The sequence below is a fragment of the Jatrophihabitans fulvus genome, from assembly GCF_054781375.1.
Window position 1 is genome coordinate 309673 of record NZ_BAAGUN010000007.1, and the last position, 22953, is coordinate 332625.

The 22953-nt window shown below is 71.9% G+C and carries 23 protein-coding genes; 20 read left to right on the plus strand and 3 right to left on the minus strand.

The features are described from left to right. Positions 1-8 precede the first annotated feature (8 nt). From purN to mdh, 8 genes are all read left to right on the plus strand, one after another. Complete coding sequence (gene purN, locus ACYVP9_RS21060) at positions 9-587, plus strand: phosphoribosylglycinamide formyltransferase (RefSeq protein WP_460606914.1); 579 nt, start codon at positions 9-11, stop codon at positions 585-587. Then, a complete protein-coding gene (purH, locus tag ACYVP9_RS21065; protein ID WP_460606915.1) occupies positions 584-2149 on the plus strand; it encodes a bifunctional phosphoribosylaminoimidazolecarboxamide formyltransferase/inosine monophosphate cyclohydrolase in 1566 nt (521 codons plus the stop codon). The genes purN and purH overlap by 4 nt, the downstream gene beginning before the upstream one ends. An 11-nt stretch (positions 2150-2160) precedes the next feature. Beyond that, complete coding sequence (locus tag ACYVP9_RS21070; RefSeq protein WP_460606916.1) at positions 2161-2721, plus strand: pentapeptide repeat-containing protein; 561 nt, start codon at positions 2161-2163, stop codon at positions 2719-2721. Positions 2722-2918: 197 nt separating this feature from the next. Then, complete coding sequence (locus ACYVP9_RS21075) at positions 2919-3470, plus strand: hypothetical protein (protein WP_460606917.1); 552 nt, start codon at positions 2919-2921, stop codon at positions 3468-3470. 192 nt (positions 3471-3662) lie between these two features. Continuing rightward, the gene (locus ACYVP9_RS21080) at positions 3663-4517 is read left to right on the plus strand and encodes a hypothetical protein (RefSeq protein WP_460606918.1); all 855 of its coding nucleotides are present in this window, start codon (positions 3663-3665) and stop codon (positions 4515-4517) included. A 93-nt stretch (positions 4518-4610) separates the two neighbouring features. Continuing rightward, positions 4611-5465 (plus strand): bifunctional methylenetetrahydrofolate dehydrogenase/methenyltetrahydrofolate cyclohydrolase, encoded by an 855-nt coding sequence (locus ACYVP9_RS21085; RefSeq protein WP_460606919.1) that lies wholly within the window; start codon positions 4611-4613, stop codon positions 5463-5465. Further along, the gene (locus ACYVP9_RS21090; protein ID WP_460606920.1) at positions 5462-5755 is read left to right on the plus strand and encodes a DUF3017 domain-containing protein; all 294 of its coding nucleotides are present in this window, start codon (positions 5462-5464) and stop codon (positions 5753-5755) included. Before ACYVP9_RS21085 ends, ACYVP9_RS21090 begins: the two co-directional genes overlap by 4 nt. A 67-nt stretch (positions 5756-5822) precedes the next feature. Then, positions 5823-6785 (plus strand): malate dehydrogenase, encoded by a 963-nt coding sequence (gene mdh, locus ACYVP9_RS21095; protein ID WP_460606921.1) that lies wholly within the window; start codon positions 5823-5825, stop codon positions 6783-6785. Positions 6786-6845: 60 nt separating this feature from the next. Here mdh and ACYVP9_RS21100 read toward each other — a convergent pair whose 3' ends face one another. After that, positions 6846-7631, minus strand: a complete 786-nt coding sequence (locus ACYVP9_RS21100; RefSeq protein WP_460606922.1) for a GAF and ANTAR domain-containing protein — start codon at positions 7629-7631, stop codon at positions 6846-6848. A 239-nt stretch (positions 7632-7870) separates the two neighbouring features. Here ACYVP9_RS21100 and ACYVP9_RS21105 point away from each other — a divergent pair, with 239 nt between their 5' ends. From ACYVP9_RS21105 to ACYVP9_RS21125, 5 genes are all read left to right on the plus strand, one after another. Next, entirely contained in the window at positions 7871-8626 is a 756-nt protein-coding gene (locus ACYVP9_RS21105) for a hypothetical protein (RefSeq protein ID WP_460606923.1), read from the plus strand. Continuing rightward, entirely contained in the window at positions 8623-9054 is a 432-nt protein-coding gene (locus tag ACYVP9_RS21110) for a phage holin family protein (protein ID WP_460606924.1), read from the plus strand. Before ACYVP9_RS21105 ends, ACYVP9_RS21110 begins: the two co-directional genes overlap by 4 nt. Before the next feature lie 18 nt (positions 9055-9072). After that, a complete protein-coding gene (locus ACYVP9_RS21115) occupies positions 9073-9639 on the plus strand; it encodes a DUF3618 domain-containing protein (RefSeq protein WP_460606925.1) in 567 nt (188 codons plus the stop codon). Between the two features lie 27 nt (positions 9640-9666). Then, positions 9667-10743: a YihY/virulence factor BrkB family protein gene (locus tag ACYVP9_RS21120; RefSeq protein ID WP_460606926.1), complete on the plus strand. Its 1077-nt coding sequence runs from the start codon at positions 9667-9669 to the stop codon at positions 10741-10743. 171 nt (positions 10744-10914) lie between these two features. Beyond that, on the plus strand, positions 10915-12975 hold the full coding sequence (locus ACYVP9_RS21125) for an MFS transporter (protein ID WP_460606927.1): 2061 nt from the start codon (positions 10915-10917) through the stop codon (positions 12973-12975). Positions 12976-13038: 63 nt separating this feature from the next. Here ACYVP9_RS21125 and ACYVP9_RS21130 read toward each other — a convergent pair whose 3' ends face one another. Continuing rightward, on the minus strand, positions 13039-14724 hold the full coding sequence (locus tag ACYVP9_RS21130) for a DUF885 domain-containing protein (protein WP_460606928.1): 1686 nt from the start codon (positions 14722-14724) through the stop codon (positions 13039-13041). Between the two features lie 182 nt (positions 14725-14906). On the opposite strand from ACYVP9_RS21130, the gene ACYVP9_RS21135 reads away from it, so the two are divergent. Genes ACYVP9_RS21135 through ACYVP9_RS21155 form a run of 5 tightly spaced genes read left to right on the plus strand, consistent with a single transcriptional unit; the run spans position 14907 to position 19730 of the window. Beyond that, on the plus strand, positions 14907-15752 hold the full coding sequence (locus tag ACYVP9_RS21135) for an alpha/beta fold hydrolase (RefSeq protein WP_460606929.1): 846 nt from the start codon (positions 14907-14909) through the stop codon (positions 15750-15752). 19 nt (positions 15753-15771) lie between these two features. Further along, positions 15772-17079 (plus strand): hemolysin family protein, encoded by a 1308-nt coding sequence (locus tag ACYVP9_RS21140; RefSeq protein ID WP_460606930.1) that lies wholly within the window; start codon positions 15772-15774, stop codon positions 17077-17079. Continuing rightward, positions 17076-18083: a tryptophan--tRNA ligase gene (gene trpS / locus ACYVP9_RS21145; protein ID WP_460606931.1), complete on the plus strand. Its 1008-nt coding sequence runs from the start codon at positions 17076-17078 to the stop codon at positions 18081-18083. The genes ACYVP9_RS21140 and trpS overlap by 4 nt, the downstream gene beginning before the upstream one ends. A gap of 5 nt (positions 18084-18088) precedes the next feature. Beyond that, a complete protein-coding gene (locus ACYVP9_RS21150) occupies positions 18089-18622 on the plus strand; it encodes a 2'-5' RNA ligase family protein (RefSeq protein ID WP_460606953.1) in 534 nt (177 codons plus the stop codon). A 10-nt stretch (positions 18623-18632) separates the two neighbouring features. Next, on the plus strand, positions 18633-19730 hold the full coding sequence (locus tag ACYVP9_RS21155; protein ID WP_460606932.1) for a YihY/virulence factor BrkB family protein: 1098 nt from the start codon (positions 18633-18635) through the stop codon (positions 19728-19730). Here ACYVP9_RS21155 and ACYVP9_RS21160 read toward each other — a convergent pair. Beyond that, on the minus strand, positions 19727-20908 hold the full coding sequence (locus ACYVP9_RS21160; protein ID WP_460606933.1) for a D-alanyl-D-alanine carboxypeptidase family protein: 1182 nt from the start codon (positions 20906-20908) through the stop codon (positions 19727-19729). The genes ACYVP9_RS21155 and ACYVP9_RS21160 overlap by 4 nt on opposite strands. A 60-nt stretch (positions 20909-20968) precedes the next feature. On the opposite strand from ACYVP9_RS21160, the gene ACYVP9_RS21165 reads away from it, so the two are divergent. Both ACYVP9_RS21165 and ACYVP9_RS21170 read left to right on the plus strand, forming a co-directional pair. Next, positions 20969-21943 carry an NAD-dependent epimerase/dehydratase family protein gene (locus tag ACYVP9_RS21165; protein WP_460606934.1) on the plus strand — a complete coding sequence of 325 codons (975 nt, stop codon included), beginning with the start codon at positions 20969-20971 and terminating at the stop codon, positions 21941-21943. A gap of 4 nt (positions 21944-21947) precedes the next feature. Then, complete coding sequence (locus ACYVP9_RS21170) at positions 21948-22709, plus strand: SDR family oxidoreductase (protein ID WP_460606935.1); 762 nt, start codon at positions 21948-21950, stop codon at positions 22707-22709. Positions 22710-22953: the final 244 nt, after the last annotated feature.

Consider the following 22953-nt stretch of genomic DNA (forward strand, 5'->3'; position numbering starts at 1 on the left):
GTTGCCGGGTGCCCGGCCCGGACGTTCCCCCGCCGCGCACCGTCGTCCTCGCCTCGGGTGGGGGCACGACGCTGCAGGCGATCCTCGACGACCCCGGCCTGCGGCCGCACGTCGTCGCGACGGGCACCGACCGTCCCGACTGCGAGGCGCTCCGGCGTGCCGAACGTGCGGGCGTGCCGGTCTTCGCCGTGCCGATGGGCGACGACCGGCCCTCCTGGAACCGCCTGCTCGAGGACGCGATCGCCGCGCACGATCCCGATCTCGTCGTGCTCGCCGGGTTCATGCGCATCCTCGACGCCGGGGTGGTGCGGCGCTTCCGCATCGTCAACACGCATCCCGCCCTGCTGCCCGCGTTCCCCGGTGCGCACGCGATCCGCGACGCGCTGGCGGCGGGAGCCACCACGACGGGCGTCACCGTGCACTGGGTCGACGAGGGCGTCGACACCGGACCGGTGATCGCGCAGGTCGAGGTGCCGGTCGAGCCCGGCGACGACGAGCAGTCGTTGCGCGCCCGGGTGCAGGCCGCCGAGAAACCGCTGTACGTCCGCACGTTGAACGAGCTCGTCTCGAGAGGGGTCATCGCATGACCAGGATCGCCGTCCGCCGCGCGCTGGTGAGCGTCTACGACAAGACGGGCATCGAGCAGCTCGCGCAAGGGCTGCACGAGGCGGGCGTCGAGATCGTCTCGACCGGCTCGACCGCCGCCCGCATCCGCGAAGCGGGTGTGCCCGTCACCGCCGTCGACGAGGTCACCGGATTCCCGGAGATCCTCGGCGGACGGGTGAAGACGCTGCACCCGCACGTGCACGCCGGGCTGCTGGCCGACCAGAACGACCCGTCGCACGTCGAGACCATCGAGGGCCTCGGCATCCAGGCGTTCCAGTTGCTCGTCGTCAACCTGTACCCGTTCGCCGAGACGGTCGCGTCCGGAGCGGCGCAGCCCGAGGTGATCGAGCAGATCGACATCGGCGGCCCGGCGATGGTGCGCGCCAGCGCGAAGAACCACGGATCGGTCGCGGTGGTCACGTCGCCGCAGCGCTACGACAACGTGCTCGCGGCGGTGCGTGAGGGCGGGTTCGACCTGGCCGCACGGCAGCGGCTCGCGGTCGAGGCGTTCCGCCACACGGCCACCTACGACATCGGCGTCGCGTCGTGGCTCGGCAACGCGGTCGCCCCGGACGACGACCACCAGGGGAGCCCGAGCGGCTTCCCGGGCTGGGTCGCGTCCGACTACGAGCGCGCGGCGGTGCTGCGCTACGGCGAGAACCCGCACCAGCGCGCCGCGCTGTACGTCGACGCGACCACCGACGCCGGTCTCGCGCACGCCGAGCAGTTGTCGGGCGCCGAGATGAGTTACAACAACTACGTCGACGCGGACGCCGCCTGGCGCGCCGCCCACGACTTCACCGAGCCGTGCGTCGCGATCATCAAGCACGCCAACCCGTGCGGCATCGCGATCGGGTCCGACATCGCCGACGCGCACGCGAAGGCGCACGCCTGCGACCCGGCGAGCGCGTACGGCGGCGTGATCGCCGCCAACGGTCCGGTCACCGTCGGCCTCGCCGAGAACATCGCGAAGGTGCTCACCGAGGTCATCGTCGCGCCGTCCTACGAGCCGGACGCCCTCGAGCGGTTGAGCAGGCGCAAGAACACCCGCCTGCTGATCGCGAAGCCGGCGACGTCCCCGCTCGAGCGCCGTCCTGTGTCGGGTGGACTGCTGCTGCAGACCGTCGACCGCATCGACGCCCCCGGCGACGACCCGGCGAACTGGACGCTGCAGGCGGGCGACGCCGCCGACGAGCAGACCCTCGCCGACCTCGCCTTCGCGTGGCGGGCGGTGCGCGCGGTCAAGTCGAACGCGATCCTGCTCGCCTCAGGCGGTGCCACCGTCGGCGTCGGCATGGGACAGGTCAACCGGGTCGACTCGTGCCGGCTCGCGGTGTCCCGGGCCGGTGACCGGGCGGCCGGATCGGTGGCGGCGTCCGACGCGTTCTTCCCGTTCGCCGACGGCGCGCAGGTTCTCATGGACGCCGGCGTGAAGGCGATCGTCGAACCGGGCGGGTCGATCCGCGACGAGGACGTCGTCGCCGCTGCGAAGCAGGCCGGCGTGACGCTGTACTTCACCGGCACGCGGCACTTCGCGCACTGACGCGCAAAACCGTGTACGACGCGCCGCGGGAGACGTGGACGGAGCGCTCGTTCGAGGACGAGGACTTCGCCGAGAGCGATCTCGGTGAGCTGACGACCGTCGGCTGCAGCTTCGTGTCGTGCGACTTCTCGTCGGCCCACCTGGCGTCGTCGCGGCACGAGAACTCGGCGTTCGTCGCGTGCACCTTCGACGGTGCCCGGTTGACGGACGCCCGCTTCGACGGGTGCAAGCTGGCCGGCACCAGCTTCGTCGGTGCGCAGCTGCGGGGGACGACCTTCGCGGGATGTGACCTGACGTCCGCGGCGCTGGGCGGCACGAACCTCGCCGGCCGCGATCTCACCGGCGTGCGGCTCGCCGACGCGAATCTCGTCGACACCGACCTGACCGGCGCGACGCTCGCCGGGGCCGACCTGCGCGGCGCCCGCTTCGGCAACACGGTGCTGCGCGACGCCGACCTGCGCGGCGCCCGGATCGACGGTCTCGACCCGCGCCGCGCCGACCTGCGGGGCGCCCGGGTCGACGTCGAGCACGCCCTCGCGTTCGCCGCCGTCTTCGGCGTCGTCATCGGCTGACCGGGCTGCGGGAGGTCCGACGTCAGGGCGGACCCGTCCAGCATGTGACGTGGCGGTACACGTACAAGAGAGGTCCGCCGCAAGCGTCCGATATACGGGGTGATCGCGCGCCACCACGACTGGCAGCTACGTGAGAACCGAATATGTTTCCGCGTGATCTTCGCGTGAGCGAGCCTCCCCCCAGCAAAGGACCCGCCATGACCGCCACGTCCGACCCCGCCGCCTCCGCCTATCCCGGCCCGCAGGTCGGTGGCCCGCCGCCGCCCCCCGCCCACACCGGCCCGAAGGTGGCCGCCACGTGGACGGGCATCCTGCTGGCGCTGGGCGGCCTCGCCGCCGCGATCGGCGCCTTCCTGCCCTACGAGAAGATCTCCGACGGCGAGGGTGCGACGTACCAGTTCACCGGACTCGGTTCCGAGAAGGTCACCGGCGGCGTCGACGCCGATCTGCTGACCCCCGGCAACGCCGGCAAGGTCGTGCTCGTGGCGGGCATCGTGGCCCTCGTGCTCGGGCTGCTCGTCCTCGCCCGCAAGGGCCGCATCTGGGTCGGCATCGTGGCGGTCGTCGTCGGCGCCATCGGTGCGCTGCTCGCGTTCGCGAGCCTGGGCGCCCCGAAGAACGACGCGGACAAGCTCGGTGAGGGGCTCACCGGCAGCGTCGGCATCGGCGCGGTGCTGGGCACGATCGGCATGGTGGTCGCGCTGGTCGCCGGCATCCTCGCGATCGTCGTACGCCGCCGGTCCGTCTGAGCGCGCACGCTCTCGCACACACCTGAGCACTGACGTCGGCCCGGTCGCTGGATGCGACCGGGCCGACGCGCGTCCGGGGAGCGGTCCCCGTCCGCCCGAGGTGCGGTCAAGATCGTTCTGACGTACGTTCCGAACGACCGTCCGGACGGCTCGCCGAAGCCGTCCGGCCCCGAACGACGACGAAGGATCCCCGTGACCGCGACCCCGCCGCCGCCCCCGCCGAACCAGCCCCCGCCGCCCGGCTTCCCGCCCCCGCCACCGCCCGGACAGTCCCCGCAGGGCTTCCCGCCGCCGCCCCCGCTCGGGGCCGGTCAGGTCGAGGAGAAGGCTCCGCCCGCGGGTTGGCTCGTCCCGCTCGCGGCCGTCCTCGGCGTCATCGGCGTCTTCACGCCGTGGTTCAAGCCGCAGGTGTCGGGCACGGTGAACGGGCAGTCGCAGTCGGGTGACGCCGTGCAGGACGCCCTCTACTCCTGGAAGGAGGGCAAGCTCGGCCTCATCGCGCCGATCGTGCTCGTGCTGGTCGCCATCGGCGTCGTCGGGCTGCTGACCGGCAAGAAGTCCCGCTTCCACCGCGGGTCGACCAGCCCGGTCGTCAACGGTGCGCGTGGCGCCATCATCGCCGGCGTGGTCGCGATCGTGGCCGTGGTCGTCTCGTACTTCCTGCTGCCGTCGCAGTACACGTTCACCGACGGTGCCCGCGAGTACTCGTGGGACGAGGCGATCCGCCGCTTCGAGTCCCTGGGGGCGAAGGACGTCGAGCTCAGCCAGGGCCCGCAGATCGGCTTCTGGCTCACGGTCGCCGCGGGGGTGATCGCGATCATCGGCGGCATTCTGATGCTCGTCACCCGCAGCAAGCCTGTCGCGGCGGGTGCGCCGACGCCCCCGGCCTTCCCCGGCCACGGCCCGCAGGGCGGTCAGCCGGGCAGCCAGCAGGACGGTCAGTACGGCGGTCAGTACGGCGGTGGCCAGCTGCCGCCGCAGCCGGCCCCCGGCCAGAACCCGCCGCATCAGGCGCCCGGTGGAGCGCCGGACCTGACCAAGCACTGATCGGCCGCCCGCGAGGGCGGCACGGCGACACACGGGCCGCGGGACCACAGGGTCCCGCGGCCCGTGTCGTCGCGGCTGGCAGACTCACGAGACGTGACGGCTCAGGTGCTCGACGGCGCGGCGACGCTGGCCGCGATCAAGTCCGAACTCGCGACGCGGGTGACCGCGCTGACCGAGCAGGGGCTCCGTCCCGGCCTCGGCACGGTGCTGGTCGGCGACGATCCCGGCAGTCGCTGGTACGTGAACGCCAAGCACAAGGACTGTGCCGAGATCGGCGTCGCGAGCATCCGCCACGACCTGCCGGCGGGCACGTCGCAGGCCGAGGTCGAGCGCGTGGTCGCCGAACTCAACGCCGACCCCGCGTGCACCGCGTTCCTGGTGCAGCAGCCGACCGGCCTCGACGAGTTCGCGATCCTGTCGGCGGTCGATCCCGAGAAGGACGTCGACGGCCTGCACCCGACCAACCTCGGCTGGCTGGTGCTGGGCAAGCCCGCGCCGCTGCCGTGCACCCCCACGGGCATCATCGAGCTGCTGCGGCGCCACGACGTGCCCATCGCCGGCGCCCACGTGGTGGTCGTCGGACGCGGCATCACCGTGGGCCGTCCGCTGGCGCTCATGCTCACGCGGCGGTCCGAGAACGCCACCGTCACCGTCTGCCACACCGGCACCCGCGACCTCGCCGCGCACGTGCGCGAGGCCGACATCGTGGTGGCCGCGGCGGGCTCGCCGTCGCTCATCACCGCCGACATGGTCAAGCCGGGCGCCGCGGTGCTGGACGCCGGCGTCAGCCGCGTCGACGGCAGGATCGCCGGTGACGTCGCACCGGACGTCGCCGAGGTGGCGGGCTGGTTGAGCCCGAATCCCGGCGGCGTCGGTCCCATGACCCGGGCGATGCTGCTGTCGAACGTGGTCGCGGCCGCCGAACGCGAGCTCGCCGGGCGCTCGTGAACCGCGGGGCGGCGACCCGGCGCTGGATCCGCGAGCAGCTCGCGTTCCTCGTCGTCATCGTCGGCCTGGTCGCGTCGTTCCTCTACCTGCTGCTGGAGGCCGGTCACTGGGTGCGCGGCGCCGCCGGGATGGCGGTCGTCGTGCTGTTCGCCGCGCTGCTGCGCGCGGTGGTGCCCACGCAGCACGTCGGCATGCTCGCCGTGCGCAGCCGCTGGTTGGACACGGTGTTGTACGCGGCCGGCGGGGGAGTGACCCTCGCCGTTGCCCTCTACCTCCGCCTGAAGAAGTAAGGGGCTCGCGCGTTAGGGTCCGAAGTGACCGCCCGACAAGCTGGACCCGACCCTAGGAGTTCCGTCCATGGCCGACACGCGCAACGGCAAGGTGACCGTCGTAGGCGCCGGTTTCTACGGCTCGACCACCGCACAGCGCCTCGCCGAGTACGACGTCTTCGAGACTGTCGTGCTCACCGACATCGTCGAGGGCAAGCCCGAGGGTCTCGCGCTGGACCTCAACCAGTCCCGTCCGGTCGAGGGCTTCGAGACGACCGTCGTGGGCGCGACGACCACCCCCGAGGGCGGCGGGTACGAGGCGACCGCCGGTTCGGACGTCGTCGTCATCACCGCCGGCCTGCCCCGCAAGCCCGGCATGAGCCGCATGGACCTGCTCGAGGTCAACGCCAAGATCGTCCGTGGTGTCGCCGAGAACATTGCCAAGCACTCGCCCGAGGCCGTCATCATCGTCGTGTCGAACCCGCTGGACGAGATGACCGCGCTCGCGCAGCTCGCCTCCGGGTTCCCGAAGAACCGCGTGTTCGGCCAGGCGGGTGTGCTCGACACCGCCCGGTTCACCAACAACGTGGCCACGGAACTCGGGGTGCCGGTCGGTTCGGTGCAGACGCTCACCCTCGGCTCGCACGGCGACACGATGGTTCCCGTCCCGTCCGCGTGCTTCGTCGACGGCAAGCCGCTGTCCGAGGCGCTGCCGGCCGACAAGATCGAGGAGCTCGTCACCCGCACCCGCAACGGTGGGGCCGAGGTCGTGGCGCTGCTCAAGACCGGCTCGGCGTACTACGCCCCGTCGGCGGCCGCCGCGCGCATGGCCCGCGCCGTCATCGAGGACGCCGGCCAGGTCATCCCGGTCTGCGCCTGGGTCGACGGCGAGTACGGCATCGACGGGGTGTACCTCGGCGTCGAGGCCGAGATCGGCCGCTCGGGCGTCAAGAAGGTCGTCGAGCGCGACCTCACCGACTCCGAGCTCGCCGGCCTGAAGGAGGCCGCGGAGGCCGTCCGCGCGAAGCAGGCGGACGTCGCCGACCTCTGATCGACCCAGCATCGACGAGGCCCCGCGTCCAGTGGATGCGGGGCCTCGTCGTGTCCGGGCTCAGTCGGTCGGGAGGGTGCCGGTCTCGGTGACCTCGTCGGCGACGTCGTGCAGCTTGCGATGCAGCCGCTGGCTGCTGCGGCGCAGCAGGTCGAACGCCTGATCCTGGGTGATCTTGTGATCGCTCATGAGGATGCCCATCGCCGCGCCGATCTGGCGGCTGGTCACGAGAGCCTGCTCGAGCTGGCTGGCCTTGACCGCCGTGCGCGCATGCAGCAGCAGGACGCGCGCATGGGCGGCGAACACCGCCGCGGTGCCGAGCGTCTCGTCGACGAACGCCTCGGGCCGGGCGCTGTAGAGGTTCAGGGCCGTGCGGGCGGGCTCGTCGGCCAGGTGGATGGCGAGGATGCCCCGCACCGGACTCCGGTCGAGCGCGGCCGCAGTGAACGCCGGCCAGCGCTTCTCGGAGGTGAGGTCGGCGGCGACGACGGCCTCGCTGTCGGCGGCCGCCTCCATGCACGGACCCTCGCCGACCTCGTACTGCAGCCGGTCGATCTCGGCGGCGACGCCGTCGGAGTCGGCGAGGCTGCGCGGTTCCCTGCGCGGCGGCCATTCGGTGACGGCCGCCCAGTCGCAGCCGGGAACGGCCGCGACGGCGAGGTGGACGAGGCGGGTGAGCGCGGCGTCCAGCCCACCGCCCCCGCTGAGGAACTCGTTGAGCCGCGCGAACTCCTCGGCCAGCTGCGCGCTCTGGCCCATGGTGACGTCGCCGGAGGTGGTGCCGGTCGTGCTGTCCGTGCTGTCCGTGCTGGTCGTCGTGCTCGTCGTGTCGTGCTGCTCCGGCATCGTGTCCCCGGGGTACCAAGGTGCGCTCGTGGCTGAGCTGAGCAATACCCTAGAGGCTCCCCGTCCCGGGCCGGAGACCACTGTCCCGGTCGGACGGCCGCCGTCGGAATCGCCCCGTTAGCGCAGTCCGCCACCGGGCAGACCAGGGTCAGGCCGACATGACGACCGCCCGCTTTGCGCGGCCCGGTCCGGCCTTGCGGCGAGCCACGTCCGCGCCCACCTGTCGTGTGGAGTTCTCGATGACCGACCGTCCCTACCCGTCCCCGGCGTCCGTCGGACCGCCGGACGCCCTCGTCTCCGACGGATACAGCCCGCCGAGCGTGACCGGCGAACCGCCGTCCGCCCCGGCTCCCCGTCACTCCGACGACCCGTCGGGTTCGAACTCGACCGCGTCCGCCACGGCCGATGCCGGCAAGCAGGCCGCCGGCGAGGTCGCCTCGACCGCCGCCGACAAGGCGCAGGACGTCGCCGGTGAGGCCAAGGCCCAGGCCCGCAACGTCCTGTCCGAGGCGCAGACCCAGCTGCAGGACCAGGCCAAGGCCCAGCACGGCAACCTCGTGTCCAACCTGCGCTCGCTCGCCGACGAGCTGAGTTCCATGGCCGGCAACGCCGACCAGAACGGCATCGCGACCCGCTGGGTCGGCGAGGCGGGCAACCGTGCGCGATCGGCCGCCGACTGGATGGGCGACCGCGAGCCGGGTCAGCTGGTCGACGAGGTGCGCGCGTTCGCCCGTCGGCGTCCCGGCACGTTCGTGCTCGGTGCGCTCGCCGCGGGCATCGCCGCCGGCCGCCTCACCCGCGGTGTCGTCGGCGTGCACAAGGAGGGCGTCGACGGCGGCGGGACGCAGGAGACCGACCGGTCGGTCGGTTCTGTGAGCGCTCAGCCGACGGGGGTGCACGGCGACCCGGGTTTCCTCGCGCCGCCGACGTCGCAGCCGGCCCCCGTCGTGCCGCACGTGCCGACAGCGGGCCCGGTGACCGGAGAGCCGTCGTGACCGCGACCCCGAACACCGGTGCGTCCGCACCGTCCGACCCCACGACGACGGACGTTCGTGAGGCGTCCGTCGGCGAACTGATCGGCAACGTCACCCGCGACCTCTCCACGCTGATGCGTCAGGAGATGGAGCTCGCCAAGGCCGAGATCAAGACCGAGGTGTCGAAGGCGGGCAAGGGCGCCGGCATGCTCTGCGGCGCCGGGTTCGCCGGCTACATGGTGCTGCTGTTCCTCTCCATCGGCCTCTGGTGGGGCCTCGAGAACGTCATGGACGCCGGCCTGGCCGCGGTGATCGTCGCGGTGGTATGGGCCGTCATCGGTGCCGTCCTGTTCGTCCAGGGTCGTTCGGCGCTCAGGCGCGTCGACCCCAAGCCCGAGCGCACCGTCGAGACCGCGTCGCAGATCCCGTCCGCCCTCAAGGGCAACTGACCTCCGAAGGAATTGATCATGAGCTCTCCCGAAGAACTGCAGCGCGAGATAGAGCGCACCCGCTCGAACCTCAGCGGCCACGTCGACCTGCTCGAAGAGAAGGTGTCACCCGGCAAGGTGGTCGGCCGTCGCGTCGACAGCGTCAGGAGCGGCGCGTCGTCGCTGCGCGACCGGGTCATGGGATCGCGCGACTCGGGTGACGGCCTGCGCGGCGCGGCCGACTCGGTCTCCTCGTCCGCGTCCGATCTCGGTTCCGCCGTCGGCAACGCCCCCGACACCGTGAAGCAGCAGGCCCAGGGCAATCCCCTCGCAGTCGGCCTCATCGCGTTCGGCGTCGGCTGGCTGCTGTCGTCCACCGCTCCCGCGACGCGGGCCGAGAAGCATCTCGCCCAGACCGCTGAGGCCAAGGCGAAGGAACTCGCCGAGCCGCTGAAGCAGACCGGTCAGGAGCTGGCCCAGAACCTCAAGGAGCCGGCCCAGGAGGCCGTCCAGCAGGTGAGGGACACCGCGACCGAGGCCGCGCAGGACACGGCCGACCAGGCGAGGTCGTCCGCGCAGGACGTCAGGAACACGGCCGGGCAGTAGCCCGCCGACCGGCCACGGAGGACAGGTATGAGCGAGCGTTCCGCGTCACGTGCGGCCACGCCCGGCAGGGGGTCGTCCTCGAAGCCGGCCGAGGCGGGCGCGGCCGGCAGCCCCGAACCGGACAAGCCGACGGAGATGCCGAAGGCAGGCTGGTTCGCGATTCTCAAGCGGGCCCTGAAGCAGTTCAAGCACGACGACGTCACCGACCGCGCGGCGGCGCTCACGTACTTCGGGGTGCTTGCACTGTTCCCCGGGATGCTCGTGCTGGTGTCGGTGCTCGGCCTGCTCGGCAAGTCGACCACGAACAAGATCTTGAACAACCTGGGCGAGGTGGCACCGGGTGGCGTGAAGTCGTTCCTGACCACCGTCATCGCGCAGGTCCAGGGCAAGGCGGGTGCGGCGAGCCTCGCGGCGATCGTCGGTATCGCCGTGGCGTTGTGGTCGGCGTCGGGGTACGTGGCGGCGTTCATGCGGGCGTCCAACGCGATCTACGAGGTCGACGAGGGCAGGCCCATCTGGAAGACGATCCCGGTGCGGGTGCTCACGACCCTGGCGCTCGTGGTCATGCTGCTGGTGAGTCTGGTGCTGGTCGTCGTGACCGGCCCCATCGCCGAGCAGGTCGGCCAGGCGTTCGGCATCGGCGACACCGCGGTGCTCGTCTGGGACATCGCCAAGTGGCCGGTGCTGCTCGTGGTCGTCAGCCTGATGTTCACGTTGCTCTACAAGGCCACCCCGAACGTCAAGCAGCCGAAGCTGCGATGGATCACGCCCGGAGGCGTGCTCGCCGTCGTCGTGTGGGTGCTCGTGTCGGCGCTGTTCGCCGTCTACGTCGCCTTCTCCGGCTCGTACAACAAGACGTACGGCTCGCTGGCGACCGTGATCGTGTTCCTCGTGTGGTTGTGGATCACGAACATCGCGATCCTGCTCGGGCTCGAGTTCGACGCCGAGACCCAGCGGGAGCGAGCGATCCGGGGTGGCATGCCGGCGGACGTGGAGCCGTTCGCCGAGCTGCGCGACACCCGCAAGCTCGACGAGCCGCAGAAGCGGCAGGCCGAGGAGGCGGCGGCGATCCGCGAGCGGACGGTGGGGCGTTCGCAGAACTGACCTGGCGCGCCGGGCCCGTCGTTTCCGCGACGGGCCCGTCGCGGATGGGTAACGCTGTCGGCGCGGACCGTTGCGCCGCACGGGTCGAGGACGGTAGACCCGTGAGCGCGCAACCTGGAGCCGTCCGGGTTCGCCGGAGATCGGTCGACGACGACCGAGGACGGAGTGCCCGTGACCACCGCATCGCCACCCACGCCCACGAGGCCGACCAGGCGGACGGAACTCGACACCTATCCCAGCGGGGGCCGGCGCTACCTGTGCCTCGCCATCGTGGTGGTGGCGACGGTCGTCCTCTACTACCAGTTCTATCTCGCGGGCGCGGTGGCCGCAGGCACCGAGGGCCGCAACGGCATCCTCGTCGACTACGACATGTCGTTCGTCTACTACGTCAACATCGCCGTCGTCGGGTACGTGCTGGGAGCGCTGGCGTCGTTCGTCACCGGCGTCGCCGACAAGTACGGCCGTGTCAACATCATCACCGTCGGTCTGCTGGTCGTCTCCCTGCTGTGCCTGCTCGGCATCCCGCTCGCCGACAGCAAGGTCGGCTTCGCGATCGTGTTCGGCGCCATCGGTCTCGTCGAGGGCGTGATCCTCGTGGCCACGCCGGCGCTGATCCGCGACTTCAGCCCGCAGCTCGGCCGCGCGTCGGCGATGGGCTTCTGGACGCTGGGCCCGGTGCTCGGTTCGCTGCTGGTCAGCATCCAGGTGAGCAGCCTGGGTGACGACACTCCGTGGCACAACCAGTACGTGATCTCGGGCGTCATCGGCCTCGTGTTGACGGCGGTGTCGGCCGTGTTCCTGCGCGAGCTCTCGCCGCGACTGCGCGATCAGCTGATGGTCAGCGCGCACGACCGCGCGCTCATCGAGGCCCGCGCCAAGGGCATCGACGACACGGAGATCGACGCCGCGCTCAAAAAGCCGTTCGCGCAGATGCTGCGTCCGAACATCGTGCTCTCGGCGCTGTCGATCAGCCTGTTCCTGATCATCTACTACACGGCGGTCGGCTTCTTCCCGGCCTTCTTCCAGACCGTCTTCGGCTACACGCAGACCAAGGCGAACTCGCTCGGCAACTGGATCTGGGCCTTCGACGCGCTCGCCCTGATCGTCATCGGCATCCTGTCGGACAAGCTGCGGGTGCGTAAGCCGTTCATGCTCGTCGGAGCCATCGGCGCGATCGTCATGACCATCGTCTTCCTGACGCGGGCGACGCATCCCGAGACGTCGTACACGACGTTCGTGGTCATCCTGAGCCTGCTGGCCGTCTTCCTCGGCGTGACGTACGCGCCGTGGATGGCGAGCTTCACCGAGACCGTCGAGGCGCGCAACCCCGCGCTCACCGCGACCGGCCTCGCCATCTGGGGTCTCGTCATCCGCATCGTCATCGCGGTGTCGGTGTTCCTCGTCCCGGTCATGGTCGACACCGTCTCGACCCTGGTCGAGAAGGGCGCCCCCGTGCAGGCCGGGCGGGTGGACGGCTTCACCGCGCAGGAGAACGCGACCGTCAAGGCGGTCGCCGCCGACCCCTCCATCGCCGAGAAGGCGCAGGAACTCTCGACGAAGTACAAGGCGGAGCTCGCGACCGCGCAGTCGCTCAGCCCGCAGACCACGCAGGCCCTGGGCGCGAACCCGGACGACCAGCAGGCGCAGCTGCAGGCGGCGAGCGAGATCAGCAAGGTGCCCGTCGCGCAGGTGGCCGTCATCGCGAAGCTCAACGCGCAGTATCCGGAGGCGCTGAAGGCGGCCCAGGCCGTCGACCCCGACACCCGGCAGGCGATCGTGCTCGACCCGACCGACCGGGCTGCGGCGGCCAAGGCGATCCAGCAGGTCGTCACCAAGCTCGGGGTCACCCCGGCGCAGGCCCAGGGCTACCTGCAGCAGCTGACGAAGCTGCCGTTGCAGCAGCTGCTGCTGCTCAACACATCGGGCCAGAAGGTGCAGGCCGCGCAGGCGAAGCTGCTGGCGTTGGCGAAGGTGCCGGCGGCCGACCTGGCGTTCCTGCAGAAGTACGCCGCACTCGGCGAACCCAAGGTGGCCAACCTGCTGCGTGAGGTCTCGCACGCGGCCGAGACGTCGCCCGACCAGTGGCGCAACTACTTCTGGATCGCCGTCGGCGGGCAGATCGTCTTCATCCCGCTGATCTTCCTGCTCGTCGGACCGTGGAGCCCGAAGCGCGCACGGCGTGAGGAGCAGGAGCACGAGGCGCGCGTGCAGGCCGAGCTGGCCAAGCTCTGACGCATCCCCACCCGGACGGGTTGTCCGCCCCTCGTGACGAGGGGCGGACAACCCGGAGGGGCGTCAGCGCAGGGCGAGGAACAGGGCGTCCAGGCCCACCGAGCCGACGTCCAGTGCGCGCCGGTGGAACGCCTTCAGGTCGAAGGCGTCGCCCTCGCGGGCACGCACCTCGTCGCGCAGCTGCAGCCAGAGCCGTTCGCCGATCTTGTACGACGGCGCCTGTCCCGGCCAGCCCAGGTACCGCTCGAGCTCGAAGCGCAGGAAGCCCTCGGCCATGTTCGCGTGCGCGCTGAGGAAGCGGAACGCCTTGTCGTGGTCCCAGGCGCCGCCGCCGACCTCGGCCGGGGCGGGCATCTCGCAGTGGATGCCGATGTCGAGGACGACCCGGGCCGCGCGCATCGACTGCCCGTCGAGCATGCCGAGGTGGTCGGCGGGGTCGTCGAGAAAACCCAGGTCGGACATCAACCGCTCGGCGTAGAGCGCCCAGCCCTCGCCGTGCCCGCTGACCCACGAGATCAACCGCCGCCACTTGTTGAGCAGATTCGCGCGAAAGACGGTCTGCGCGATCTGCAGGTGATGGCCGGGCACGCCCTCGTGGTAGACGGTGGTGCGCTCACGCCACGTGCCGAACTCGGTGATGCCCGGCGGCACCGACCACCACATGCGGCCCGGACGGCTGAAATCGCCGCTCGGGCCGGTGTAGTAGATGCCCCCGTGCTGCGTCGGCGCGATCATGCACTCGATGCGCCGGATGGGGTCGGGGATGTCGAAGTGGGTGCCGGCGAGGGTCTCGAGCGCGGTGTCGGCGGTGTGCTGCATCCACTCGCGCAGCGCGTCCGTGCCCTCGATCCGGTACTGCGGGTCGGTGTCGAGATGCGCGATCGCCTGCTGGGGCGAGGATCCCGGCACGATGCGGTCGGCGGTCTCGTGCATCTCGGCGGTGATGCGGGCTAGTTCCTGCTGCCCCCACTCGTACGTCTCGTCCAGGTCGACGCTCGTACCGAGGAAGCTGCGCGAGTGCAGCGCGTACCGCTCGCGGCCCACCGCATCCTTCTCCGGCGCCCGGGGCAGCAGGTCACCGCCCAGCCACGCGCCGAGCTCGGCGTAGGCGTCGGACGCCAGTTGCGCGCCCCGTTCCAGCTCGGCGCGGAGAGAGTCCGGCACCTCGTCGGCGCGGGCGACGAGCCCGGCGAAGAACCCGTCCGCGCCGACGTTGTCGCCGCACTGCCGCACCCCCATCTCGACCTGGCGGCGCGGGGGCATGTGCCCGTCCGCAGCAGCGTCGGCGAGGGAGGCGCGGTACCCGGCGATCGCGTCCGGGACCGCCGCGAGACGCCTCGCCACCGTCGCCCAGTCGTCCGCGGTCGACGTGGCCATCAGGTCGAACGTCGACCGGACCCGCTGCAGCGGGGAGTCGAGGTTGTTGAGCCGGCAGGCGTCCGCTCGCGCGTCGCGCAACTGCTCCTCGGTCTCGAGGGTGTCGCGCAGGGCGGCCACCGTCACGCGGTCGACGTCGTCGGCGGGCTCGGCCGCCGCGAGCCGGGCGAGCGTGTCGCGGCGCAGCTGCGACATAGAGGCCAGCCAGTCGGGGTCCAGGGCGGGCAACCGGTCGTCGTGGCCGGCGATGCCCGCGTATGTGGCGAGCAGCGGATCGAGCCGCGCGAGGGCGTCGGTGTAGTCGTCGGCGAGGGCGTCCACGGTGGTGGCGGGACGGTGCTCGGTGGGCGTGCCGGAGGGGTGGTTGGTCACCTTCGCACCCTAGATCCCGGCCGTCGTCGGGCGGGTGTCTGTAACAATCTGTCCGACTTTCTCGGTCCGGGGCGTGAGAACCGCCCCGACCTGGGTAACGTCCGCGCAACACGCGGGTGACCGCCGGGCAATCCCCGGGGCCCTCGTGCCGGGAACGGAACGTCACGGCGAAGGGACCTGCGGTGCTGGCCTACGAACGACACGGGAGCGGCGAACCGCTGGTCCTCGTGCACGGCGTGACCCACCGCAGGCAGGCCTGGTACCCCGTGCTCGACGAGCTCGCCCAGCACCGCGAGGTCATCCTCGTCGACCTGCCCGGCCACGGCGGCTCCCCGGACCTCGTCACCGACGGACGGCCCGTGGCCGAGGTGCTGCGCGACGAGTTCAAGACCTTCCTCGACGAGATCGGCGTCGTCCGTCCGCACGTCGCCGGCAACTCCCTCGGCGGACTGGTCGCGCTGTACGCGGGCGTCAACGGCCACGCGCGGTCGGTCACCGCGCTGTCGCCGGCGGGGTTCTGGCGCAGCGGCGCCGAGTTCGCCTACACGAAGCGCATCTTCACGCAGGCCTGCGGTCTCGCCGGGCGGCTCGGGCCGCGCGTCGAGCTGCTGGCCCGCTCCGGCGCCGGCCGCAAGGTGATGTACGGCCTGCTCACCGCCCACCCCCGTCGGGTCGCGCCCGCGCAGGCGCTCGGTGACGCCCGGGGCTTCCTGCGGGCCCGTCCGGCGCTGACGACCCTGCTCGGGGCCGCCGAGCCGTTCGCCGGCGAGATCGCCCGCGACGTTCCGGTGACGATCTGCTGGGCCGCTCGCGACCTGGTCCTGCCGCCGTGGCAGGCCGAGACGGCCAAGCGGCTGCTGCCGCACGCCGAGCACCGCATGCTCGGTGGTGTCGGGCACGTCCCCATGACCGACGCCCCGCACCGGGTCGCGCAGGTGCTGCTGCAGGGCAGCGCACCGGCCGCCACGGTGGCGCCGCTGGTCGACGCCGCACGCCGCACGTCGCACCGCCGCGCCGCCACCGCCTGAGCGCCGTAGGCTCCCCTGCGTGGGGGAACTGTTCCTCAATATCGGGATCGTCCTCGCGCTCATCATGGTCGAGGGCCTGTTCGTGGCCGCCGAGATCGCCCTGGTGTCGTTGCGTGAGGGCCAGGTGCGCGCGCTGGCCGAGTCCGGCGCACGCGGTGCCGCCGTCTCCCGCCTCGTCGGTGACCCGAACCGCTTCCTCGCCGCCGTCCAGATCGGGGTCACCTCGACGGCGCTGCTGTCGTCCGCGTTCGGTGCCGTCACCATCTCGGACGAGGTCGGGGAGTTCCTCGTCGGCCACGGGTGGAGCGCCGGGCTCGCGACCGCCACCGGCGTCGTCGCGGTCACCCTCGTCATCTCGTTCGTGACGCTCGTCGTCGGCGAGCTGGCGCCCAAGCGCCTGGGCCTGCAGCGGGCCGAGCGGACGGCGCTGCTGTTCGGACGCCCGCTCGAACGGCTGGCGGCCTTCTTCCGTCCGGTCATCTGGTTGCTGTCACGGTCGACCAACGCGATGGTGCGGGTGCTGGGAGGTGACCCGCACGCAAGCCGTGCGCCCATCACGGAGGAGGAACTGCGCGGCCTGGTCGCCGCTCACGAGTCGCTCGGCGCGGACGAACGCACCCTCATCGACGAGGTCTTCGCCGCCGGCGAGCGCTCGCTGGACGAGGTCATGGTGCCGCGCACCGAGGTCACGTTCCTCGAGAGCACGATGACGCTGCACCGCGCGGCGCAGGTGGCGGCCGCCTCGCCGCACTCGCGCTACCCCGTGGTCGGCCGCGGTCAGGACGACGTGCTGGGTTTCCTGCACATCCGCGACCTGCTCGAACCCGCGATGCGCCACGAGCGGGACCGCACGGTCGCGAGCGTCGTCCGCCCGGTCGTGTCCCTGCCCGGCAGCAAGCCGGTGCTGGCGGCGATGTCGGAACTGCGGCGGGAGGGCCACCATCTCGCGATCGTGGTCGACGAGTACGGCGGCACCGACGGCATCGTGACCCTCGAGGACCTCATCGAGGAAGTCATCGGCGACATCCGCGACGAGTACGACAGCGACCTCGACGCGGTACGCCCGCTGGCCTCCGGGGACGTCGAGGTCGGCGGGTTGCTCAACCTCGACGAGGTGCATGAACAGTCGGGAGTGGAGCTGCCCGACGGCCCGTACTCGACGCTGGGCGGCTTCGTCATGGCCCGGCTCGGACGCTTGCCCGAGGTCGGCGACTGTGTCGAGAGCGACGGCCTGCAGCTCACCGTCGTCCGCATGGACGGCCGTCGCGTCGCCCGGGTACGGCTGACGCGAACCGAGCCGGCGCCAGTGGAAGAATCGGCCGTGTGAGTTCCACACCGCTGCCCCGCGTGCTGTCGGGCATCCAGCCGACGTCCGCGTCGTTCCACATCGGCAACTACATCGGGGCCCTGAAGCAGTGGGCGGACATGCAGGACGGCTACGACGCCTTCTACTGCGTCGTCGATCTGCACGCGATCACGCTGAACCCCCCGGATCCGCAGGTGCTGCGCGAGCGCAGCCGCGGCAGCGCCGCGCAGCTGCTCGCCGCGGGCGTCGACCCGCGACGCAGTGCGGTGTTCCTGCAAAGCCACGTGCCCGGCCACACGCAGCTGTCGTGGGTGCTGGAGTGCCTCACCGCCGAGGGCGAGGCCAAGCGCATGACGCAGTACAAGGACAAGTCGTCGCGCGGCGAGAGCGTGAGCATCGGGCTGCTCACGTACCCGATCCTGCAGGCGGCCGACATCCTCGTCTACGACGCGAACCACGTCCCCGTCGGCGAGGACCAGCGTCAGCACATCGAGCTCACCCGCGACCTCGCGCAGCGGTTCAACTCCCGCTACGGCGAGACGTTCGTGATGCCCGACGCGTTGATCCCGAAGGAGACCGCGAAGATCCTCGACCTGCAGGACCCCACGGCGAAGATGAGCAAGTCGCTGCCCGACGCGGGCACGCTCAACCTCACCGACGATCCGTCCGTGCTGACCAAGAAGATCAAGCGGGCGACCACCGACTCCGAGACCGAGGTCCGCTACGACCCCGCGACCAAGCCGGGCGTCTCGAACCTGCTCACGATCATGTCCGCGGTGACCGGCACGTCGGTGCCCGACCTTGAGAAGCACTTCGAGGGCCAGGGCTACGGCGCGCTGAAGAAGGACGTCGCCGAGGCGGTCGTCGCGTTCGCCGAGCCGTTCGCGAAGCGGGTCGCGGAGTACGCCGGCGACCCCGCCGAGATCGATCGCGTCCTCGCCGCCGGCGCGGCCAAGGCACGGCCGGTGGCCGAGGCGACCGTACGGCGTGCCTACGAGCACGTGGGATTCGTGCTGCCGGCGTGAGCGACATGGCGACGGTGGGGGTCGCGATCGCGATCCCGCAGCCGCACGCGTCCGCGCTGACGGCGTGGCGCGCGCGGGTGGGTGACCCGGCCGCCGAGCTGGTGTTCCCGCACGTGACGCTGCTGCCGCCGACGAAGGTCCCCGCCGACGCGATGGCGACCGTCGAGGAGCACCTGCTGTCCGCAGCGGCGCAGACGGCACCGTTCGCGATGCACCTGTCGGGCACCGGCACGTTCCGTCCGGTGTCGCAGGTGGTGTTCGTCCAGGTCGCGACGGGGGTCGCGCAGTGCGAGCTGCTCGAGCGGCAGGTGCGCAGCGGCCCGCTCGCGCGCGAGCTCGACTACCCGTACCACCCGCACGTGACGGTCGCCCACGACGTGCCCGACGCCGCGCTCGACGAGGCGTACGACGGGCTGTCGGGTTTCGTCGCCCGGTTCACGGTGGCCTCCCTGGTGCTGTTCTCCCGCGACGGGGACGGCCGCTGGCAGTGGGACACCGAGTTCCCGCTCACCGGTGGCGAACCGCAGGCCGCCGGGTAGACCGGGGGGCATGAGCGACGAGTCCCGCCTGAACGAGGCCAAGGACAAGGCCGTCGAGGCCAAGGACAAGGCGACCGGTCGCTGGCAGCAGCTGCAGGACGACCACCTCTGGATCAGACACGTCGCCGACGCGTGGGCGTTGCTCAACCGCAACCACGGCAACCAGTACGCGGGCGCGATCACCTACTTCAGCTTCCTGGCGCTGTTCCCGATGCTGCTGCTCGCGGTGTCGATCACCGGCTTCGTGCTGTTCGCCAACCCCGGCCTCGAGGACGACCTGTTCAACCGCATCACCCAGGAGGTCCCGGGCCAGTTCGGCACCACGCTGCGGGACGCGATCAGTGCGGCCATCGACAACCGCGGTGCCGTCGGCGTGGTCGGCCTCGTGGGCGTGCTGTTCACCGGCCTGGGCTGGATCGCCAACCTGCGCGAAGCCATCGACGCCGTCTGGGGTCGTCCGAAGCCGAAGCGCAGCTTCCTCGCCGCCAAGGGCAGCGACCTGCTGGTGCTGGGCGGCCTCGGCCTGGGCGTGATCGTCTCGCTGGGCCTGACGGTCGTGGGCACCTCGCTCACCGATCAGATCCTCGGCCTGGTCGGCCTCGACGACCTGCCCGGGTCGACCGTCGTGCTCAAGATCCTCGGTATCGCGATCGCGGTGCTCGGCGACGCCGTCATCTTCTGGTGGCTGCTGGTGAAACTGCCTGTCGCCGAGGTGGAACGTCCGGTCGCGATCAAGGGCGCGCTGCTCGCGGCCGTCGGGTTCGAGGTGCTCAAGGTCGTCGGCACGTACACGATCGCCCACACCGCGAACAGCCCGACCGCGGGGCCGTTCGCGGGCGTCGTGGCGGTGCTGGTGTGGATCCAGCTGGTGTCGCGGTGGATGCTGTTCTGCTGCGCGTGGATCGCGACCGTCACCGCCGCCGGGCGGACGGCCAACAGCGTGCCCGTGATGCCGGTGCGTGCGGCCGAACCCGGCGGGGACACCGGGGAAGAGGCCGATGAGACCGGTCCGAGCCCGACGGCGGTGGGCGCATCGCTCGTCGGTGCGGGCGTGCTGGCGGGTGCGGTGGCGACGTGGGCGGCGACCCGGGCCGCGCGGGGCGACTAACCCCGTCTGAGCAGGCGGTGGCCGGCCGCGGCGGCGCCGCCGACGAGCAGGGCCGCGCCGAGCGCGAGCGTCCAGGCCGGCACACCGCCGTCGTCGTCCGACCTACGCGCCGACACGGCCGGTGACGCCGACGGCCCGGCCGACGGAGCGGCCGTGCGCGACTCCGGACGGCGCGACGTGGCCAACGTGCCGATCCGCGCGTCCGACGGCAACCGCGACGCCCAGTTCACGAGCCGCGTGGCCTGCTGCCACTGGTCGAGCGGCCAGCGCTGCGCTCGCAGCATGACCACGCCGTAGCGGTGCCCGTTGCGCTTCACCGCCCCGACGAACGTGTGCTGGGCCGCGTCGGTGAACCCGGTCTTGGCGGCGAGCGCGCCGCGGACGGTCTGCAGGAACTGCTGGTTCTGGTTGTAGAGCGCGACCCGTCCGACGATCTTCTGGAAGGGCAACGCCGACTGCATGACGCGGTCGTAGGCGACGAATCGCGGCATCGACATCGCCGCCCGCAGCACGAGGGTCATGTCGTACGCGCTCGTGAGCTGCTTCCACCCGTCCAGACCGGACGGCGTCTCGACGTAGGTGTCATAGGCGCCGAGGTCGCGCGCGGTCTCGTTCATCAGCGCGACCGTGCGCGCCCGTCCGCCGGCCGCGGCCGCGAGCGCCTCGGCGCAGTCGTTGCCCGAGACGAGCAGCAGTCCCCGGAACAGGTCGTCGACGGTGTAGCGGCCGTTCTTCACCAGCCCCGCGTGCGACCCCTCGGTCTCGGCCGAGCGCCGCGACACCGTGATCGTGCGGGACCCGGGCAGGCGCGGCAGCAGCGTGACCGCGGTCAGCACCTTCTGGATGCTCGCGGGCTGGTAGCGGCCGTGCGGGTCGCGTCCGGCGACGATGCGTCCGGTGTCGAGGTCGGTGACGAGCCACGCGCGCGCGGTGATGTCCGCGGGGACGCGGGTCACGCCCTGCGGCAGGACGAGCCGCCGTCCCAGCAGACGTTCACCGCCGACGGGCCTGCCGTCCGGGTCGAGACCGCCGCGCGGCGGGCGCGGGTCGGGGGCGGCGGGGGAGTTGCCGCCGTCGGTGGGCTTCGGGGCGGGCGGAGGCACCGGGATCGCCCAGGCGGGTGCGCCGGTCGCCAGCATCGCGGCCGCCGCCACTGCACTCGCAACCCGCCTCCGCACCTGGCGAGGGTAGACGGCGTCGCTGGGCGGCCCCGCGACGCCACGCATACGCTGCCGGTCGTGAGGGCGGTCGTGTTCGGCGTCGCCGGCCCGGTCGGCCGGGCGACGGCGTCCGAGCTGAGCGGTGCGGGCTGGGACGTCGTGGGCACCGGACGCGGTGACGCTCCGCCGGGGTTCGGCGGGCAGTTCGTGCGCGCCGACCGGCACGCGTCGGTCGCGGACGGGTTGGGTGCCGGTGCCGACCTGGTCGTCGACTGCCTCTGCTACACCGCCGCGCACGCGCGGCAGCTGCTCGCCTGCGCGGCGGACATCGGTTCGGCGGTGGTCCTCTCGGCGCGGGCGGTCTACGTCGACGATGCGGGCCGGCACGCGAACTCCGACGAACCGCCCCGGTTCGCGGGCCCGGTCGCCGAGACGCAACCGACGATGCCGCCGGACCTGTCCGGCGACTACGACACCCGGGCGGGGTACGGCGCGAACAAGGTCGCCGCCGAGCACGAGTTGCTCGCCGGCGACCTGCCGGTGTCGGTGTTGCGGTCGTCGCGGGTGCACGGACCGGGTGCCACGCGTCCGCAGGAATGGTTCGTCGTGCGTCGGCTGCTCGACGGCAGGGCGGCGGTGCCGCTCGCCCGCGGCGGACGGACGGGCGACCACCCGACCGCGGCGCGCAACGTCGCGCGGCTCGTGCGCGCGTGCGCCGCGTCGCCGGCGACGCGCGTGCTGAACGTCGCGGACCCCGACTCACCGTCCGCCGCGTCCGTCGTCGCCGCAGTGGCCGAGGCGGTCGGACGTCCGCTGGAGATCGTGGGGCTGCCGCCGGACGCGGACGTCGAGCTGGGCCGCAACCCCTGGGACGCGTGGCCTCCGTTCGTGCTCGACGTGTCCGCCGCGGCGGCGGTGCCCGGGTACGAACCGCTGCCGTACCCGGTGGCGGTGCGCGAGGCGGTCGGCGGCCTGCTCGCCTCGCCGCCCACGGGATTCGACGAGTGGTTCGACTACTCGCTCGACGACCGCGCGCTCGTCCGGCGAAGATGAGCCGGTGGCGACGGCACTGATCACCGGCGTGGGGCGGCAGCGAGGACTCGGTGCCGGCATCGCGTCGGCCCTGGCCGCGGACGGTTGGGACCTCGTCGTCTCGTACTGGCGGCCGTACGACCAGCGGCTCGGTCTCGACGGCGCAGACCAGGACCCGGCGGAGTTCGCCGCGGCGCTCGCGGCGTCGTCCGGGCGTCGGATCGAGGCACTGCCGGCGGATCTGTCGACCGTGGACGGTCCCGACGACCTGGTGGCGACGGCACGTTCGCGGGTCGGTGCGCTCCACGCGCTCGTACTCTCGCACTGCGAGTCGGTCGACTCGGACACCATGACCACGACCGTCGAGAGTTTCGACCGGCACTACGCAGTGAACGTCCGCGCCACGTGGCTGCTGATTCGCGCGTTCGCGCGCGAATTGCCGTCGACGGGTGGTGCAGTGGTCGCACTGACGAGTGACCACACCGTGGACAACCTGCCGTACGGCGCGACCAAAGGCGCGCTCGACCGCGTGGTGCTCGCCGCCGCGCACGAGCTCGGCCATCGCGGACTTCGCGCGAATGTGCTCAATCCCGGTCCGGTCGACACGGGGTGGATGGCGGACGAGCTCCGCGAACAACTCGTCGCCGCGCAGCCGACCGGACGCCTCGGCACCCCGGAGGACATCGCCGCCGTGGTGGGCTTCCTGCTGTGCGACCGTGGTCGCTGGGTGAACGGCCAGCTGCTGCACGCCAACGGCGGCTTCCCGCTCGGGCAGCTGCCGGTCTGATCGGAGCGCGCTGTTCGCTGTGGGCGATCAGCGGACTGCTCATGGCCCGAAACTGTCGTACCGCAGCTCTATGTTCGATTCATGACCAGCGTGGCGCCACCGCTCACCGCCTCCGCGGCGGTGGCGGCGCTGCGGTCGGCGATCGACGATCTGCTCGCGGCCGATCTGATCGGGTGCGACGCGGCTGCCTTCCTCGCTTCGGTCGACGAGCTCGAGTCGCAGTCGCGACGACTCGCCGCGGTGG

What these genes read in the sequence shown, in the direction of transcription:
- ACYVP9_RS21115 (WP_460606925.1), top strand. Translation starts at nt 9,073, where the DNA reads ATGAGCTCTCCCGAAGAACTGCAGCGCGAGATAGAGCGCACCCGCTCG.
- purH (WP_460606915.1), top strand. Translation starts at nt 584, where the DNA reads ATGACCAGGATCGCCGTCCGCCGCGCGCTGGTGAGCGTCTACGACAAG.
- mdh (WP_460606921.1), top strand. Translation starts at nt 5,823, where the DNA reads ATGGCCGACACGCGCAACGGCAAGGTGACCGTCGTAGGCGCCGGTTTC.
- ACYVP9_RS21100 (WP_460606922.1), bottom strand. Translation starts at nt 7,631, where the DNA reads ATGCCGGAGCAGCACGACACGACGAGCACGACGACCAGCACGGACAGC.
- ACYVP9_RS21105 (WP_460606923.1), top strand. Translation starts at nt 7,871, where the DNA reads ATGACCGACCGTCCCTACCCGTCCCCGGCGTCCGTCGGACCGCCGGAC.
- ACYVP9_RS21120 (WP_460606926.1), top strand. Translation starts at nt 9,667, where the DNA reads ATGAGCGAGCGTTCCGCGTCACGTGCGGCCACGCCCGGCAGGGGGTCG.
- ACYVP9_RS21075 (WP_460606917.1), top strand. Translation starts at nt 2,919, where the DNA reads ATGACCGCCACGTCCGACCCCGCCGCCTCCGCCTATCCCGGCCCGCAG.
- ACYVP9_RS21150 (WP_460606953.1), top strand. Translation starts at nt 18,089, where the DNA reads ATGGCGACGGTGGGGGTCGCGATCGCGATCCCGCAGCCGCACGCGTCC.
- ACYVP9_RS21155 (WP_460606932.1), top strand. Translation starts at nt 18,633, where the DNA reads ATGAGCGACGAGTCCCGCCTGAACGAGGCCAAGGACAAGGCCGTCGAG.